General features: G+C 69.8%; 11 protein-coding genes. 8 read left to right on the forward strand and 3 right to left on the reverse strand.

Features of this window, described 5'->3' with window-relative positions:
• The first annotated feature begins 77 nt into the window (after positions 1 to 77).
• The 7 genes from mnmA to gatB are packed head-to-tail and all read left to right on the forward strand — an operon-like array spanning position 78 to position 8,811.
• Positions 78 to 1,217, forward strand: coding sequence for a tRNA 2-thiouridine(34) synthase MnmA (gene mnmA / locus EPO52_RS12915; RefSeq protein WP_290807107.1), 1,140 nt, complete (start codon positions 78 to 80; stop codon positions 1,215 to 1,217).
• Positions 1,217 to 3,649: an NAD-dependent DNA ligase LigA gene (ligA, locus tag EPO52_RS12920; RefSeq protein ID WP_290807109.1), complete on the forward strand. Its 2,433-nt coding sequence runs from the start codon at positions 1,217 to 1,219 to the stop codon at positions 3,647 to 3,649. Before mnmA ends, ligA begins: the two co-directional genes overlap by 1 nt.
• Positions 3,646 to 4,320, forward strand: coding sequence for a hypothetical protein (locus EPO52_RS12925; protein ID WP_290807111.1), 675 nt, complete (start codon positions 3,646 to 3,648; stop codon positions 4,318 to 4,320). Before ligA ends, EPO52_RS12925 begins: the two co-directional genes overlap by 4 nt.
• A 43-nt stretch (positions 4,321 to 4,363) precedes the next feature.
• Entirely contained in the window at positions 4,364 to 5,413 is a 1,050-nt protein-coding gene (locus tag EPO52_RS12930; RefSeq protein ID WP_290807113.1) for an alpha/beta hydrolase, read from the forward strand.
• Positions 5,414 to 5,453: 40 nt separating this feature from the next.
• Entirely contained in the window at positions 5,454 to 5,753 is a 300-nt protein-coding gene (gene gatC, locus EPO52_RS12935; RefSeq protein ID WP_290807115.1) for an Asp-tRNA(Asn)/Glu-tRNA(Gln) amidotransferase subunit GatC, read from the forward strand.
• Positions 5,750 to 7,294: an Asp-tRNA(Asn)/Glu-tRNA(Gln) amidotransferase subunit GatA gene (gene gatA, locus EPO52_RS12940; protein WP_290807117.1), complete on the forward strand. Its 1,545-nt coding sequence runs from the start codon at positions 5,750 to 5,752 to the stop codon at positions 7,292 to 7,294. The genes gatC and gatA overlap by 4 nt, the downstream gene beginning before the upstream one ends.
• Complete coding sequence (gene gatB / locus EPO52_RS12945) at positions 7,294 to 8,811, forward strand: Asp-tRNA(Asn)/Glu-tRNA(Gln) amidotransferase subunit GatB (protein WP_290807119.1); 1,518 nt, start codon at positions 7,294 to 7,296, stop codon at positions 8,809 to 8,811. Before gatA ends, gatB begins: the two co-directional genes overlap by 1 nt.
• Positions 8,812 to 8,925: 114 nt before the next feature.
• Here gatB and EPO52_RS12950 read toward each other — a convergent pair whose 3' ends face one another.
• A complete protein-coding gene (locus EPO52_RS12950; protein ID WP_290807121.1) occupies positions 8,926 to 9,519 on the reverse strand; it encodes a TIGR03086 family metal-binding protein in 594 nt (197 codons plus the stop codon).
• Positions 9,520 to 9,642: 123 nt separating this feature from the next.
• Here EPO52_RS12950 and EPO52_RS12955 point away from each other — a divergent pair, with 123 nt between their 5' ends.
• A complete protein-coding gene (locus EPO52_RS12955; RefSeq protein ID WP_290807123.1) occupies positions 9,643 to 10,164 on the forward strand; it encodes a GNAT family N-acetyltransferase in 522 nt (173 codons plus the stop codon).
• A 47-nt stretch (positions 10,165 to 10,211) separates the two neighbouring features.
• Here EPO52_RS12955 and EPO52_RS12960 read toward each other — a convergent pair whose 3' ends face one another.
• Both EPO52_RS12960 and EPO52_RS12965 read right to left on the reverse strand, forming a co-directional pair.
• Positions 10,212 to 12,701 (reverse strand): DUF2156 domain-containing protein, encoded by a 2,490-nt coding sequence (locus EPO52_RS12960; RefSeq protein WP_290807124.1) that lies wholly within the window; start codon positions 12,699 to 12,701, stop codon positions 10,212 to 10,214.
• The gene (locus EPO52_RS12965; protein ID WP_290807126.1) at positions 12,698 to 14,002 is read right to left on the reverse strand and encodes an alpha/beta hydrolase-fold protein; all 1,305 of its coding nucleotides are present in this window, start codon (positions 14,000 to 14,002) and stop codon (positions 12,698 to 12,700) included. Before EPO52_RS12965 ends, EPO52_RS12960 begins: the two co-directional genes overlap by 4 nt.
• Positions 14,003 to 14,099: the final 97 nt, after the last annotated feature.

The raw sequence follows: 14,099 nt of genomic DNA on the forward strand, positions 1-14,099 counted from the left end.
CACACTGGGCATTTCCCTTATCCACAGCGTGAATCGCCCGCAGTTCGCTTGTCGGATGCCCCACGTATGCTGGAAGCATGAAGGTTCTCGCAGCAATGAGCGGAGGGGTCGACTCCGCAGTCGCCGCCGCTCGCGCGGTGGAGGCCGGTCACGAGGTGGTCGGCGTGCATCTGGCGCTCAGCCGAATGCCCGGCACACTCCGAACGGGCAGCCGTGGCTGCTGCACCATCGAAGACTCGATGGATGCGCAGCGGGCCGCCAACAAGATCGGCATCCCGTACTACGTGTGGGACTTCTCGGAGCGTTTCAAGGCCGATGTGGTCGACGACTTCATCGCCGAGTACACTGCCGGCCGCACCCCCAATCCCTGCATGCGGTGCAACGAGCGCATCAAGTTCGCCGCACTGCTCGAGAAGGCGCTCGACCTCGGCTTCGATGCGGTGTGCACGGGCCACTACGCCACCATCACCACGGATGCGGCGGGCAACCGTGAGCTGCACCGCGCCGCCGCCTGGGCGAAAGACCAGTCCTATGTTCTGGGCGTGCTCACCGCCGAGCAGCTGGCGCACAGCATGTTCCCGCTGGGTGCCACGCCCTCGAAGGCCGAGGTGCGCGCCGAGGCGGCCGCGCGCGGCTTCTCGGTGGCGAACAAGCCCGACAGTCACGACATCTGCTTCATCCCCGACGGCAATACCAGCGGCTGGCTGGCCGACAAGGTGGGCACCGCCACGGGCGACATCGTCGACCGCGACGGCTCGGTCGTGGGCTCGCACGAGGGTGCGCACGCGTTCACCGTGGGGCAGCGCCGCGGGCTCAAGCTGGGCATGCCGGCGGCCGACGGCAAGCCGCGGTTCGTGCTCGAGGTGCGTCCGGTCGACAACACGGTCGTCGTGGGCCCGAAGGAGGCGCTCGCCATCGCCGAGATCGCCGGGCACCGTTTCACCTGGGCGGGCCTGCCCCCCGAGCATCCGGAAGTCGAGTTCGACTGCCAGGTGCAGATCCGTGCGCACGCCGACCCGGTCGACGCCGCCGCGGTGGTGCGGGCGGATGCCTCGGGGTCGCCCGAGCTCGTCATCACACCTGTCTCCCCGCTCAACGGAGTGGCGCCGGGCCAGACCGCGGTGGTCTACGTGGGCACCCGGGTTCTCGGGCAGTGCACCATCGACCGCACCGTGAGCGCGGTTCCCGCGCTGGCGTCCGTGGGCACCGCGGTCTGATGCCACCACGGGGGAGGGCTCCGCAGAAGGGGAGCGCGACAGCCGGAGCCGCGTCGGCGGTGGAGGAGGCCGCGCTGCCGAGCGAGACGCCGGGCGAGCTCGAGGCGGCGAAGGCCGAGGCCGATGCGCTGACGGTGCGCATCCTGGAGCTGCGCGACGAGTACTACGCGAACAACGCCTCCACGGTCACCGACAAGGAGTACGACCTGATGGTGCGCCGGCTCGAAGAGCTCGAGCGCGCGCATCCCGAGCTGCAATCGCACGACAGCCCCACCCAGACCGTCGGCGGGCGTGCCGTCACCACCATGTTCACGCCCGTCACCCACGCCGAGCGCATGCTGAGCCTCGACAACGTGTTCAGTGAGGAAGAGCTCGACGAGTGGGCCGCCAAGGTGGTGCGCGACGCCGGGGCGACGACCGTGCGGTTCCTCTCCGAGCTGAAGATCGACGGGCTCGCCATCAACCTGCGCTACGAGAACGGCGTGCTGATCACGGCCGCCACGCGTGGAGACGGCGTGGTGGGAGAAGACGTCACCGAGAACGTGCTGCAGATCACCTCGATCCCGGCGCGGTTGAAAGGTACCGGGCATCCGCCCCTCGTGGAGGTGCGGGGCGAGATCTTCTTCCCGGTGGCCTCGTTCGACGAGCTGAACGCCGCCCAGGAGGCCGCGGGGGAGCGCGTGTTCGCCAACCCGCGCAACGCGGCGGCCGGGTCGCTCCGCCAGAAGTCGGAAGGCAAGAACGAGCGGCAGCTGGCCCTCGTCACCGACCGGCTGCACCGCCTGCGCATGCTCGTGCACGGCATCGGCGCCTGGCCCGACCCGCCGGTCGCCGCCCAGTCGGAGGTCTACGGCCTGCTGGCCGAATGGGGGCTGCCCACGTCGACGCATTACCGGGTGTTCGACACCATCGACGAGGTGGCGGGTTTCATCCGCGACTACGGCATCAACCGGGCGAGCGTCGAGCACCAGATCGACGGCATCGTGGTGAAGGTCGACGACCTGCGGCTGCACGAAGAACTCGGCGCCACGAGCCGTGCACCCCGGTGGGCAACCGCCTACAAGTACCCGCCCGAAGAGGTGAACACCAAGCTGCTCGACATCGTGGTGAGCGTGGGGCGCACGGGTCGCGCCACGCCGTTCGCCGTGATGGAGAAGGTGGAGGTGGCCGGTTCCGAGGTGCGGCAGGCCACTCTGCACAACCAAGACGTGGTGAAGGCCAAAGGTGTGCTCATCGGCGACACCGTGGTGCTGCGCAAGGCCGGCGACGTCATCCCCGAGGTGCTCGGGCCGGTGGTGGAGCTGCGCGACGGCACCGAGCGCGCCTTCGTCATGCCCGAGTTCTGCCCCGAGTGCGGCACGAAACTGGCACCCGCGAAAGAGGGCGACATCGATCTGCGCTGCCCGAACGCGCGCAGCTGCCCGGCACAGGTTCGGGGCCGCGTCGAGCACGTGGGTTCGCGCGGCGGGCTCGACATCGAGGTGCTCGGCGAGGTGAGCGCCGCCGCCCTCACCCAGCCGCTGGAGCCGGCCGATCCGCCGCTCGTCACCGAGGCCGGGCTCTTCGCCCTCACGATGGAAGACCTCTTCCCCATCCGGGTCATCGTTCGTGACTCCGAGACCGGCATGCCGAAGCTCGACAAAGACGGCGAGTCGCCGAAGGTGGTGGCGCCGTTCCGGCGGCTGCGCAAGAAGACCGACCCCGCCTACGATCCGGATGCGACAGGCATCGATTTCGCGGGCGACGAGCACTACGTGCCCTCCACCAACGCGGCGAAGCTGCTGCAGGAGATCGAGAACGCCAAGACGAAGCCGCTGTGGCGCATCCTGGTGTCGCTGAGCATTCGGCACGTGGGTCCGGTGGCGGCACGGGCGCTCGCCGACTACTTCGGGTCGCTCGACGCCATCCGCTCCGCCACGCGCGACGAACTCGCCGCGGTCGATGGAGTGGGCGGCATCATCGCCGATGCGTTGATCGCCTGGTTCGAGGTCGACTGGCACCAGGAGATCGTGGAGCAGTGGGCCGCGGCCGGTGTGCAGTTCGCCACGCCGGGCCATCCTGGCCCCGGCGCGGCGGTCGGCGCGGGCGGCGTACTCGACGGCATCACCGTGGTGGCAACCGGCTCTCTCGAGGGCTTCACCCGGGAGGGCGCGCAGGAGGCCATCATCGCGGCCGGCGGCAAGGCGGCTTCGAGCGTGAGCAAGAAGACCGACTTCGTCGCGGCCGGCCCCGGCGCGGGCTCCAAGCTCGGCAAGGCGGAGGCGCTCGGCCTGCGCATCATCGACGCGGCCGAATTCGCCCTCCTCGTCACGGAGGGCCCGGGTGCGCTCCCGCCCGCTCCCGATGCGGTCTCCGATTCCGCCGGTGCCGCGGAGCCCGCCGAGGCGGGCGCAGCTCCCGCCGACACGCAGAAGGGTGAGGTCGTCGAATGAGCACTCCTGCGGGCTCACGGTCGGGCAACGGCTACTGGAGCACGCAGATCGGCGCGACTGCGCTCTTGGGGGCCGGATGCATCGTCGCCAGCCTCATCCTGCTGGAGACGAAACCTGATGAACCGGGTGGCGCGGTGCTGGTCGCCCTCATCGGCATCTCCTCGCTCACGACGTTCGGGTGGGCGGTCGATTCCGCGACACGCTCAAGTGCGCAGGAGCGCGCCCTTTTCGCCTGGGCGATCGCTCAGCACGAGGCAGCGGGCCACGGGAATGACGCGCGGGCGATGAGTGACGCTGCGCGAGCACGCGACGGTGAACTCGGTGCCGAACAGATCCGGATACTGCAGGCATTCCGTCCCGACAACCGCTATCCGGCGCTCGTACCGCTGTCCGGCGCACCCCGTGAGCGTCCGATCGACGGGGCGAAGAACCGTATCGGCGTTGCCCTCATCGCGCTCTTCCTGGCGTTGACCGGCCTGTACTTCAGTTGCATCCCGGCGGTCTCCGTGCTCGGCTGGCCATTCCAGCTGGTGGCGACGATCCTGGCCGTGGTCGCAATCGTGCCGCCCGGCCGTGGGCGTCGTCTGGGTATCGCCGCGGGGATCGTCTCGGTTCTCGGCACCCTCGTGACAGTCGTCATCGTGGCCTGGCGAATCGTCACCGTCGGCTGAATCGGCAGCGCTCTGGCAGAATGGGCGCGATCAAGGGGGCCGCATGAGCGACGACTACCGGGAGGCGACGCGTTGGCGGCCCACGCCACGCACGCGGCGAACCGCGTTCGCGTTCACGATCGCACTCGTCGTGGTGCTCGTGGTGTCGATCATCGTCTCGGCCACCCCGTGGCCGCCCGCGATGCTCATCCGGAGCGTGTTCGAGAAGGGTGCCCGCGACACCGTCGACGAGATGCAGCCCTACGTACCCGACATCAACTTCGACGAACAGACCGGGATCGTCTACGGCGACGCCGGAGCCGACACGAGCCTCGACGTCATCCGCCCGGCCGGCGCCACGGAGCCGTTGCCGGTGGTGGTGTGGATCCACGGCGGCGCGTGGATCTCGGGGCAGAGCTCGAACGTCGTGCCGTACCTCAAGATCCTCGCGGCCGAGGGCTACGCCGGCGTGGCGCTCAACTACACGCTCGGCCCCGAAGCCGTCTATCCCACCGCCGTGCGGCAGCTCAACGACGCACTGGGCTACCTCACCGCGCACGCCGCCGAACTCGGCATCGACGCCGATCGCATCGTGCTCGCCGGCGACTCGGCGGGTGCGCAGCTCGCCAGTCAGCTCGCGGTGCTCACCACGAACCCCGACTACGCCACGCTGGTCGGTATCGAGCCCGCACTCCGCCCCGAGCAGCTCGTGGGCGCCATCCTCAACTGCGGTGTCTACGACCTGCGGGCCATGTCCGACCTCGGCGGCGTCATCGGATGGGGCTTCACGATCTCGCTCTGGGCCTACACCGGCACCAAGAACTGGTCGGTCGAGTCGCCCGGTGCCACCATGTCGACCATCGACTTCGTCACGGCCGAGTTCCCTCCCACCTTCATCTCCGGCGGCAACGGCGACGGGCTCACCTGGATCGAGTCCGTGCCGATGAGCAACCGGATGCGCGACGCCGGTGTCGACGTCACCTCCCTCTTCTGGCCGGCCGACCACGAACCCGCGCTGCCGCACGAGTACCAGTTCCACCTCGACTACGACGAGGCGCACACCGCCCTGGCCGAGACGGTGGCCTTTCTGAAGACGGTCACGCGAAGCGAATAGAATTGCGGCACACCCCCGCGAACGAGAACCCCGGAGCACCATGTCCGAAATCACACAGGAGCAGGTCGCGCATCTCGCGAACCTCGCCCGGATCGCCCTGACACCCCAGGAGATCGAGAGCCTCACGACCGAGCTCGGCTCGATCGTCGACAACGTCGCGAAGGTGTCGGAGGTGGCCATGGCCGACGTGCCCGCCACGAGCCACCCGATCCCGCTGCAGAACGTCTACCGCGACGACGTTCCCACCACGACGCTCACCACCGCCGAGGCGCTCGCGGGCGCCCCCGACCACGACGGATCGCGCTTCCGCGTCACCGCCATCCTGGGGGAGGAGCAGTGACGAACCAGCAGCACGAGATCGTGCGCCTGTCTGCCCACGCACTCGCGAACAAGCTCGCCGCGGGCGAGATCTCGTCTGTCGAGGCCACCACGGCCCACCTCGACCGCATCGCCGCGGTCGACGGCGAGGTGCATGCATTCCTGCACGTCGCTCCCGAGCTCAGCCTCGCGACGGCAGAACGCATCGACGCGCGCCGGGCGAACGGTGAGTCGCTTCATCCGCTCGCCGGGGTTCCGATCGCCATCAAAGACGTGATCGTCACCAACGACATGCCCACCACGAGCGGTTCGAAGATCCTCGAGGGCTGGGTGCCGCCGTACGACGCCACGGTCATGACGAAGCTGCGCGCCGCCGGCCTCGTGCCGATCGGCAAGACGAACATGGACGAGTTCGCCATGGGCTCCTCCACCGAGCACTCCGCCTACGGCCCCACGCACAACCCGTGGGACCTCGAGCGCATCCCCGGTGGCTCCGGTGGCGGTTCGGCCGCCGCGGTGGCCGCCTTCGAGGCGCCCCTCGCACTCGGCTCCGACACAGGCGGCTCCATCCGCCAGCCCGCCCACGTCACCGGCACCGTGGGCGTCAAGCCCACCTACGGCGGCGTCAGCCGCTACGGCGCCATCGCGCTCGCCTCGAGCCTCGACCAGATCGGGCCCGTGAGCCGCACCGTGCTCGACTCGGCGCTGCTGCACGACATCATCGGCGGCCACGACCCGCTCGACTCCACGTCGCTCACCGATCAGTGGCCCAGCATGGCCGAGGCCGTACGGCGAGCGGATGTCGCGGGCCTCCGCATCGGCGTCATCACCGAGCTCGACGGCGACGGCTTCCAGGCGGGCGTGCTCGAGCGCTTCCGTGAGGCGCTCGACCTGCTTGCGGCAGCGGGTGCCGAGATCGTCGACGTGAGCCTGCCGAGCCTCGAGTACGCCATCTCGGCCTATTACCTGATCATGCCCGCCGAGGCGAGCAGCAACCTCGCGAAGTTCGACTCCGTGCGCTTCGGCCTGCGCGTCAACCCGCCGGGCGGCGGCACCGTCGAAGACGTGATGTCGGCCACCCGCGAGGTGGGCTTCGGCGCCGAAGCGAAGCGCCGCATCATCCTGGGCACCTACGCGCTCAGCGCCGGTTACTACGACGCCTACTACGGCAGTGCCCAGAAGGTGCGCACACTCGTGCAGCGCGACTTCGCGGCCGCCTTCGCCGGTGTCGACGTGCTCGTCTCGCCCACCGCGCCCACCACCGCGTTCAAGCTGGGTCAGAACGACGGCGACCCGATGGCGATGTACCTCAACGACATCGCCACCATCCCCGCGAACCTGGCCGGCATCCCCGGCATCTCGCTCCCCGTGGGCCTCGCGAAGGAAGACGGGCTGCCGGTCGGCATCCAGTTCCTCGCTCCCGCTCGCGAAGACGCCCGCCTCTACAACGTCGGCGGCGCGCTCGAGACGATGCTCGAGGAGAAGTGGGGCCACTCGCTCATCAGCCAGGCTCCCGACCTCGCCCCCGGCGAGATGGCAGCCGCTCAGGAAGGGGCCGTCTGATGGCCAAGGCAGCACTGATGGACTTCGACAAGGCACTCGAGCTCTTCGAGCCCGTACTCGGCTTCGAGGTCCACGTCGAACTCAACACGAAGACCAAGATGTTCTCCAGCGCCCCGAACTACTTCGGCGGCGAGCCCAACACCAACATCACGCCCACCTGCCTGGGGCTGCCGGGCTCGCTGCCCGTGGTGAACGGCCAGGCCGTGCGCTACTCGATCAGCCTGGGCCTCGCGCTCGGCTGCTCCATCGCACCGTCGAGCCGGTTCGCGCGCAAGAACTACTTCTACCCCGACCTGGCGAAGAACTACCAGATCTCGCAGTTCGACGAGCCGATCGCGTTCGGCGGCTCGGTCGACGTCGAGCTGCCCGACGGCCGCATGTTCACCGTGCCGATCGAGCGCGCGCACATGGAAGAGGATGCCGGCAAGCTCACGCACGTGGGCGGCTCCACGGGCCGCATCCAGGGCGCGGAGTACTCGCTCGTCGACTACAACCGCGCCGGTGTGCCGCTGGTGGAGATCGTCACCGACATCATCTACGGCGCCGAGAAAGACGCGCCTGAGCTCGCCAAGGCCTACGTGGCCACCATCCGCGACATCGTGGTGGCGCTCGGCATCTCCGACGCGAAGATGGAGCGTGGCAACCTGCGCTGCGACGCGAACATCTCGCTGCGCCCGCGCACGGCTCCCGGCGAGCCGCCGGCGCCGCTCGGCACCCGCACCGAGACCAAGAACGTGAACTCGCTGCGCTCGGTGGAGCGCGCCATCCGCTACGAGATCCAGCGGCAGGCCGCCATCCTCGCCGACGGCGGAACCATCACGCAGGAGACGCGGCACTGGCACGAAGACACGGGCACCACGTCGGCCGGCCGGCCGAAGTCGGATGCGGACGACTACCGGTACTTCCCCGAGCCCGACCTGTTGCCCGTCGTTCCGTCGCCCGAGCTGATCGAGGAGCTGCGGGCCGCGCTGCCGGAGCCCCCGGCCGCTCGCCGGCGTCGGCTGAAGGCCGAATGGGGCTTCACCGACCTCGAGTTCCAAGACGTGCAGAACGCCGGCCTGCTCGTGGAGGTCGCCGAGACGGTGGCCGCCGGCGCGTCGCCGCAGGCGGCCCGCAAGTGGTGGTCGGGCGAGATCTCGCGGCTCGCGAACGCCCGTGAGGCCGAGGCGTCGTCGCTGGTGTCGCCGTCGGATGTCGCGGCTCTCGTAGCCCTCATCGACAGCGGTGCCCTCAACGACCGTCTCGCCCGCCAGGTGCTCGAAGGCGTCATCGACGGCGAGGGAACGCCGCAGGAGGTCGTGGATGCGCGCGGCCTGGCCGTGGTGTCGGATGACGGCGCGCTGATCGCTGCGATCGACGAGGCTCTCGCCGCCCAGCCCGACGTGTTGGCCAAGATCAAAGACGGCAAGGTGCAGGCCGCCGGCGCCGTGATCGGGGCCGTGATGAAGGCCATGAAGGGTCAGGCCGACGCCGCGCGCGTGCGTGAGCTCGTGCTGGAGCGCGCCTCGGCCGAGTAGCCGCGGGTTCGCACAAACGTCGTGCCGACCGGCCCCGTGAGGGGCTCGGTCGACACGACGTTTGTGGTTGTCCGCGTGCGCGTGCGCGCGCGGCACGGCCGTGACGCCGAGACGCTAGGCCGCGAGGCGGGCGTCGCGGCCCGTGAGCGCGAGCAGGCGCGACTGGAGCGGTGCGTCATCCGGAACCGGCACCGGCGACGCGAACACGCCGCTCGCCTGCAGGGTGTCACGTTGCGGCTCGAACACCGTCCAGACGTGAGCCACGAGTTCGTCGTCGAGCCGGTCGTCGGCGCCCACGGCGCGGGCCAGGTCCCAGCTGTGGATCGTGACGTCGGCCACCTGCTCCTTGAGGTAGTCGATCACCTCCACGGTGTCGTACGAGAGCTGCACCGTCGCGGTGGGCGAGGCGTCACGCCACGCCGTGGTGGCCGCCAGCGAGTAGCGGTGCCACTCCATCGGCAGGTCGGACTCGATCGGGCGGATACGACTCCGCGCGTGCCTCGTGCCGAGACCGGAGAGCAGCCACGGCACCCACTGCTGCTCCTCGATCACGTGCGACACGAGATCGCGCACCGACCACTCGGTGTCGGGGGTCGGGCCGTCCCAGTCCTGGATGAGCGCCACCCGTGTCGTGAACTCCTGGTGGGCGCGTTGCTGGAGTCGCAACCAGGTCGTCGCCTCGTCGTGCAGCGGGGTGCGTTCGGTCATCGATGCTCCTTCGTTCTCTGGGGTCAATGGCGAAGGCGCGCGCCGCATTCCTTGGTTCGGTCCGCATCCGTCGTTCTCCGCGCTCAGCGAACACGGGCCGTGCCGCACCGATAGGGTCGCTACGTGAACGAACCCGTCCCCACCCTCGCCGTTCGCCCGCTCGAGAGCCGCGACATCCCGCAGCTCGTGGTGCTCAACCGCGCGGCGGTGCCCGCCGTGAACGACATCGACGCCGACGCGATGCAGACCCTCGTGTCGCACTCGCGGCTGGCGGCCGCAGCGGTCGACCCCGCGCATCCGGATGCCGTGCTCGGGTTCGTGCTCGCCCTCGCGCCCGGTGTCGACTACGCGAGCGAGAACTACCGCTGGTTCTCGGCGCGCGGCGGCGCGTTCCTCTACGTCGACCGCATCGTGGTGGCCGAGGGCCGGAGGAGCCAGGGCATCGGTGCCCTGCTCTACGACGCGGTCTTCGCCGCAGCGAGTGCGGATGGCGCGGCCGAGGTCGACTGCGAGGTGAACGTCGAGCCGCCGAACCCGGGCTCTCTGGCGTTCCACGGCAGGCTCGGCTTCGAGGAGGTCGGGCGCCAGGCCACGAAGGGTGGAGCCGTGGTGGTGGCGCTGCTCGCCTGCACGATCCCGGCCTGACCACTCCCCGCTGAGCCAGCAGTACAGCTAGCGGCCGCCGGCTCGCCTCACCGCGCCGACAGGGTGCGCAGCGCCTGCCGCGCCGACAGGGTCGGCAGGTACGCCCGCGTGAGCGCCAGCCCGATGGCCGGCAGGGTGAGCGGGTCGAGGTAGCACAGGTGCAGCGACTCGAACTCGGGCCGGAACTTCATCTTGAACCGCAGCAGCGACCGGAATCCGTAGACGGGCTCGAGCGTGCGGCTCAGGAAGGCGAGGATGCCGGGCGACCGGTCATCGGCCCCGCCCGCGTCCTCGTTGCGCGCCAGAGGTGCACCCGAGAGGCTCACGAACGAGATGCCCTCATCGCGGGCCCTCAGGATCGCCTGGGCGATCAAGAACTCCATCAGCCCGTTCATGCTGTCGGGGGCCCGGCGCATGAAGTCGAGCGTCCAGCCCACCACCCGTCCCTCCTCGAAGGTCGGCAGCCAGCTGGTGACGCCCTGCACGGTACCGTCGGCGTCGACGGCGATCATGAGCCGCACATCCGGGTCGATCAGCTCGTCGAGCCCGCCGAGCGTGAAGCCCATCTCGGGCAGATCCTTCTCGGCCACCCAGAGTTCCGACAGCTGCCGGATCTGGCGCGTGATCGACGGTGGCAGCTCCGAGTACGACTGCCACTCCGCTCGCACGCCCTCCTTGGTGGCGCGGTTGATGGAGGTGCGGATGTCCTGCATCTTCTTGCCCTCCGTCGACCAGCCCGCCGGGCGCACGATGGTCTCCTCCGCCACCTGCAGCGACGACCAGCCGGCGTCGGTGAGGTGACCGCGCAGCGCATCCGTCACCGAGTAGAACGCGGGTGTCCAGCCCCGGTCGGTGCAATAGGTGGCGAAGTCGAGTGCGGTCTGCGGATGCGTCGCCACCGGTCCGAGCGGGTCGCCCGTCGTCACCGCCACCCCGTTCACCACCCGGTAGGCCACCGCGCCGCCGGTGGGGGCGAACCAGTAGTGGTTGCCGGGCCAGGTGGTCATCCAGGAGAGGCGTCCGCCCGAGCCTGCCACGAGGAGCGAGCGGATGCGGGCCTCATCCGTCTCGGCTCCGTGCGGGTGCGGGCGGCGCATGCCGATCACCGCGGTCACGATCACGGCCAGCCAGAACACCACGCCCACCCACTGCGAGGCGATGACGGCCACCGGACCGCTCGGGAAGATGTCGGCCGGCTCGAAGGCGAGGAAGCCGACCGGAACGAACCTCTCCGGCAGGTCGAGCAGGAGATCGCTGAGGCTCGCCGTCGGCGTGAACTGTGTGGGAACGCTCGCGACGATCACGAAGTACACACCGGCGACGGCCACGAACTCGAGCACCACGAGAACGGCGAACCGCCGCACCGTCATGCCTTCGCTCGCGCGGTCGTCGACCGGGAACAGCCGCGACGACGCCACCAGTCCCGCGGCGATGAGCAGCGGCACGAGCGCGGAGACGAACTCGTAGGCCCGGTAGTCTTCGGCCGCCGTGGTCTGGAACGCGGTATAGGCGCTGGCGGAGAGGAAGGGGACGAATCCGAAGTACACCGCGGCGAGAGCAGCCAGGGCGACGTTGATGGCGACGGCGAGCCAGAGGCCGATACGGCGGCCGCGCTGGATGCCCCAGGCGGCCACGAGGAGCGCCACGAGCGGGAGGAAGGTGAGGAGTACGGCTCCCGGACCGTCGAGCCGCGAGAGAGCCAGCGCATCGACGCAGTGCCGGGAGTAGTCGCTGGTCTCGCAGCGGGCCGCGATGGCGGCGTAGTCGCGCAACGGGTCGCGGAACAGCAGGCCGAGGGGGTTCAGAACCCCGCTCCCCGAGGGCGATGCCACGCTCACGAGTGGCCCGAGCGCGGTCACCGCCACGACTGCCGCGAGAAGGGTGCGGCTCTCCCGGCGGGTCGCGCGTGGGCGGCGCACCCGCAGCGGGGCGCGCGCGAGCCGCATGCCGAGGAAGAGGCCGACGATCGCCGCGAACAGGCGGTAGAGATCGGAGGGCTGACCCGAGTAGAGGACGAACATCAGGATGGCGGCGAAGCCCACGATGCGGATGCGGCGTTTCCACAACGGGCTGGTGAACGCGCTCGCCGCCATCACCACGCCCACGAGGGCGATGATCGTGTCGGTGGTGCGGTGCCAGCGGCTCAGTTCGGCCGAGTACAGGTCGAGGCCGATGCCGAGACCCTCGGTGACGAGCCCGAGCACGATGCCGCCGACGGTGACGGCGAAGAACACGACGATCGTGCGCCAGTGGCCCATCCGCCGCTCCGACCACCCCATGCCCACGATGAGAGCCACCACCACCACGCCGAGCACCACGGGGTTGAACACGAAGAACACGGAGGTGAACGTGGAGTACCAGTCGTGGTGCACGAACACGGCGTCGAACCCGGTCGACACGAGGAAGTCGATGCCGCCGCGGGCCCGGCCCGGCGTGAGCGAGAGCCGCACCACGCTCGCGGTGATCACGAGGGCCACCACCACCCACGTCACGGGGATGGAGGCGGCCAGGCGCAGCGCGCGCCGCCAGAGGCTCATCGGTCGAGCCCCCAGCGGTCGGCGATGAGGCCGAGGCCCTGCTGGAACACGTACGACCAGGTGGTGGCGTCGTGGCCGCTGCCCTCGGCCTCGATGTAGACGGCATCCATCCCGGCCGCCTGGGCGTCGGCGTAGAGCCGCTGGGTGCCGGGCATGAACGAGGTGTCCAGGCTGCCGACGCCGAAGACGGCGTACATGTCGCTGTAGGGGGCGTTGGCGGCCATGATCGCCGCGGGGGAGGCGGCCGCGTAGGCGGCGGCGTCGCCGCCGAAGCCCTTGTCGATGGTGGTCTGCTCGCTGCCGAGCGAGGGGAACTCCTCGCCCGAGGCGTCGAGGATGGCGCCGTAGAGCTCCGGATGCGCCGCCCCGAGCTGGATGGAGCAGGTGCCGCCCTGCGACAGCCCACCGATGCCCCAGTAGTGCGGGCCGTCGAGCACGGGGAGGTTCGCCCTGATCCAGTTCGTGACGTCGACGGTGATGTACGTGGCGGAGTTGCCGGCGGCGGAGTCGATGCAGAGGGGGTTCTTCGTGGGAGCGCTCAGCTGATCGGGGCTCACGATGATCGGGGCCAGACCCTGGTGCGCCGCCGCGTACGCATTCGAGCTCTGCTCCAGTTTCGACGAGAGCAGGGGGTCGTCGGGGGTTCCCGGCTGGCCCGAGAGGATCACCAGCACCGGCAGCTTCGGGGGGTTCGCGGTGAGGGCCGCGGGCGGGAGGTACACCACGGCCTTGCGTGCGGGGAATCCGGATACGGTCGAGGGGATCGTGACCGACCCGACCTTGCCGGCCGACGGCATGCCGGCGGGAGCGGTCCAGGTGGCGATCGAGGCGCTGGGGTCTGCGGGGTGGATGTACGGCGTGATGTCGTCGGCGTACACGCTGATGCCGAAGGCGGCGCGCACCGTGGGGTACTGGCCGAAATCGATGTTGATCGACATGGCGGTGGTGCCGGCGAAGAGGATGACGGCGAGGATCGACCCGATCACGCGCCGCCAGCTGGCGTGCCAGAGCGAGGCGACGGCCACGGCCATGCCCGCGAATCCCGCCGCGATCCAGGTGCGGGACACGACCGTGAGCACGGCGCCGAAGAGATTGAGGGTGTCGGAGAGCAGCCAGGTGAGGAAGAGGCCGATCAGCGTGCCGGCCACGGCGGCGATGACGACCGTGAGGAGCCAGCTGCGGCGACGCCATCGGATGCTCGGACGCACCACGACGAGCAGTAGTGCGACGAGGGCTGCGACCGCGTAGACCGTGATCACGAACCATCCGGAGAGCAGCCCGATGTCGAGGATCACATTCACGAGCGGCAGTCCTGTCGGCAGAGGGGCCCCGAGGTGAGTCGGGCGTCGTCCAGTATTTTCCCCCAGACTGGGCGATCTCTGGGAGAAGCTCGAGAAC

Source organism: Herbiconiux sp. (assembly GCF_004297105.1).
In the GTDB taxonomy this organism is placed as follows: Bacteria; Actinomycetota; Actinomycetes; order Actinomycetales; family Microbacteriaceae; genus Herbiconiux.

Bases quoted from the DNA above. Each gene is read 5' to 3' on its own strand.
- mnmA (WP_290807107.1), top strand. From the start codon at position 78: ATGAAGGTTCTCGCAGCAATGAGCGGAGGGGTCGACTCCGCAGTCGCC.
- ligA (WP_290807109.1), top strand. From the start codon at position 1,217: ATGCCACCACGGGGGAGGGCTCCGCAGAAGGGGAGCGCGACAGCCGGA.
- EPO52_RS12925 (WP_290807111.1), top strand. From the start codon at position 3,646: ATGAGCACTCCTGCGGGCTCACGGTCGGGCAACGGCTACTGGAGCACG.
- EPO52_RS12930 (WP_290807113.1), top strand. From the start codon at position 4,364: ATGAGCGACGACTACCGGGAGGCGACGCGTTGGCGGCCCACGCCACGC.
- gatC (WP_290807115.1), top strand. From the start codon at position 5,454: ATGTCCGAAATCACACAGGAGCAGGTCGCGCATCTCGCGAACCTCGCC.
- gatB (WP_290807119.1), top strand. From the start codon at position 7,294: ATGGCCAAGGCAGCACTGATGGACTTCGACAAGGCACTCGAGCTCTTC.
- EPO52_RS12950 (WP_290807121.1), bottom strand. From the start codon at position 9,519: ATGACCGAACGCACCCCGCTGCACGACGAGGCGACGACCTGGTTGCGA.
- EPO52_RS12960 (WP_290807124.1), bottom strand. From the start codon at position 12,701: ATGAGCCTCTGGCGGCGCGCGCTGCGCCTGGCCGCCTCCATCCCCGTG.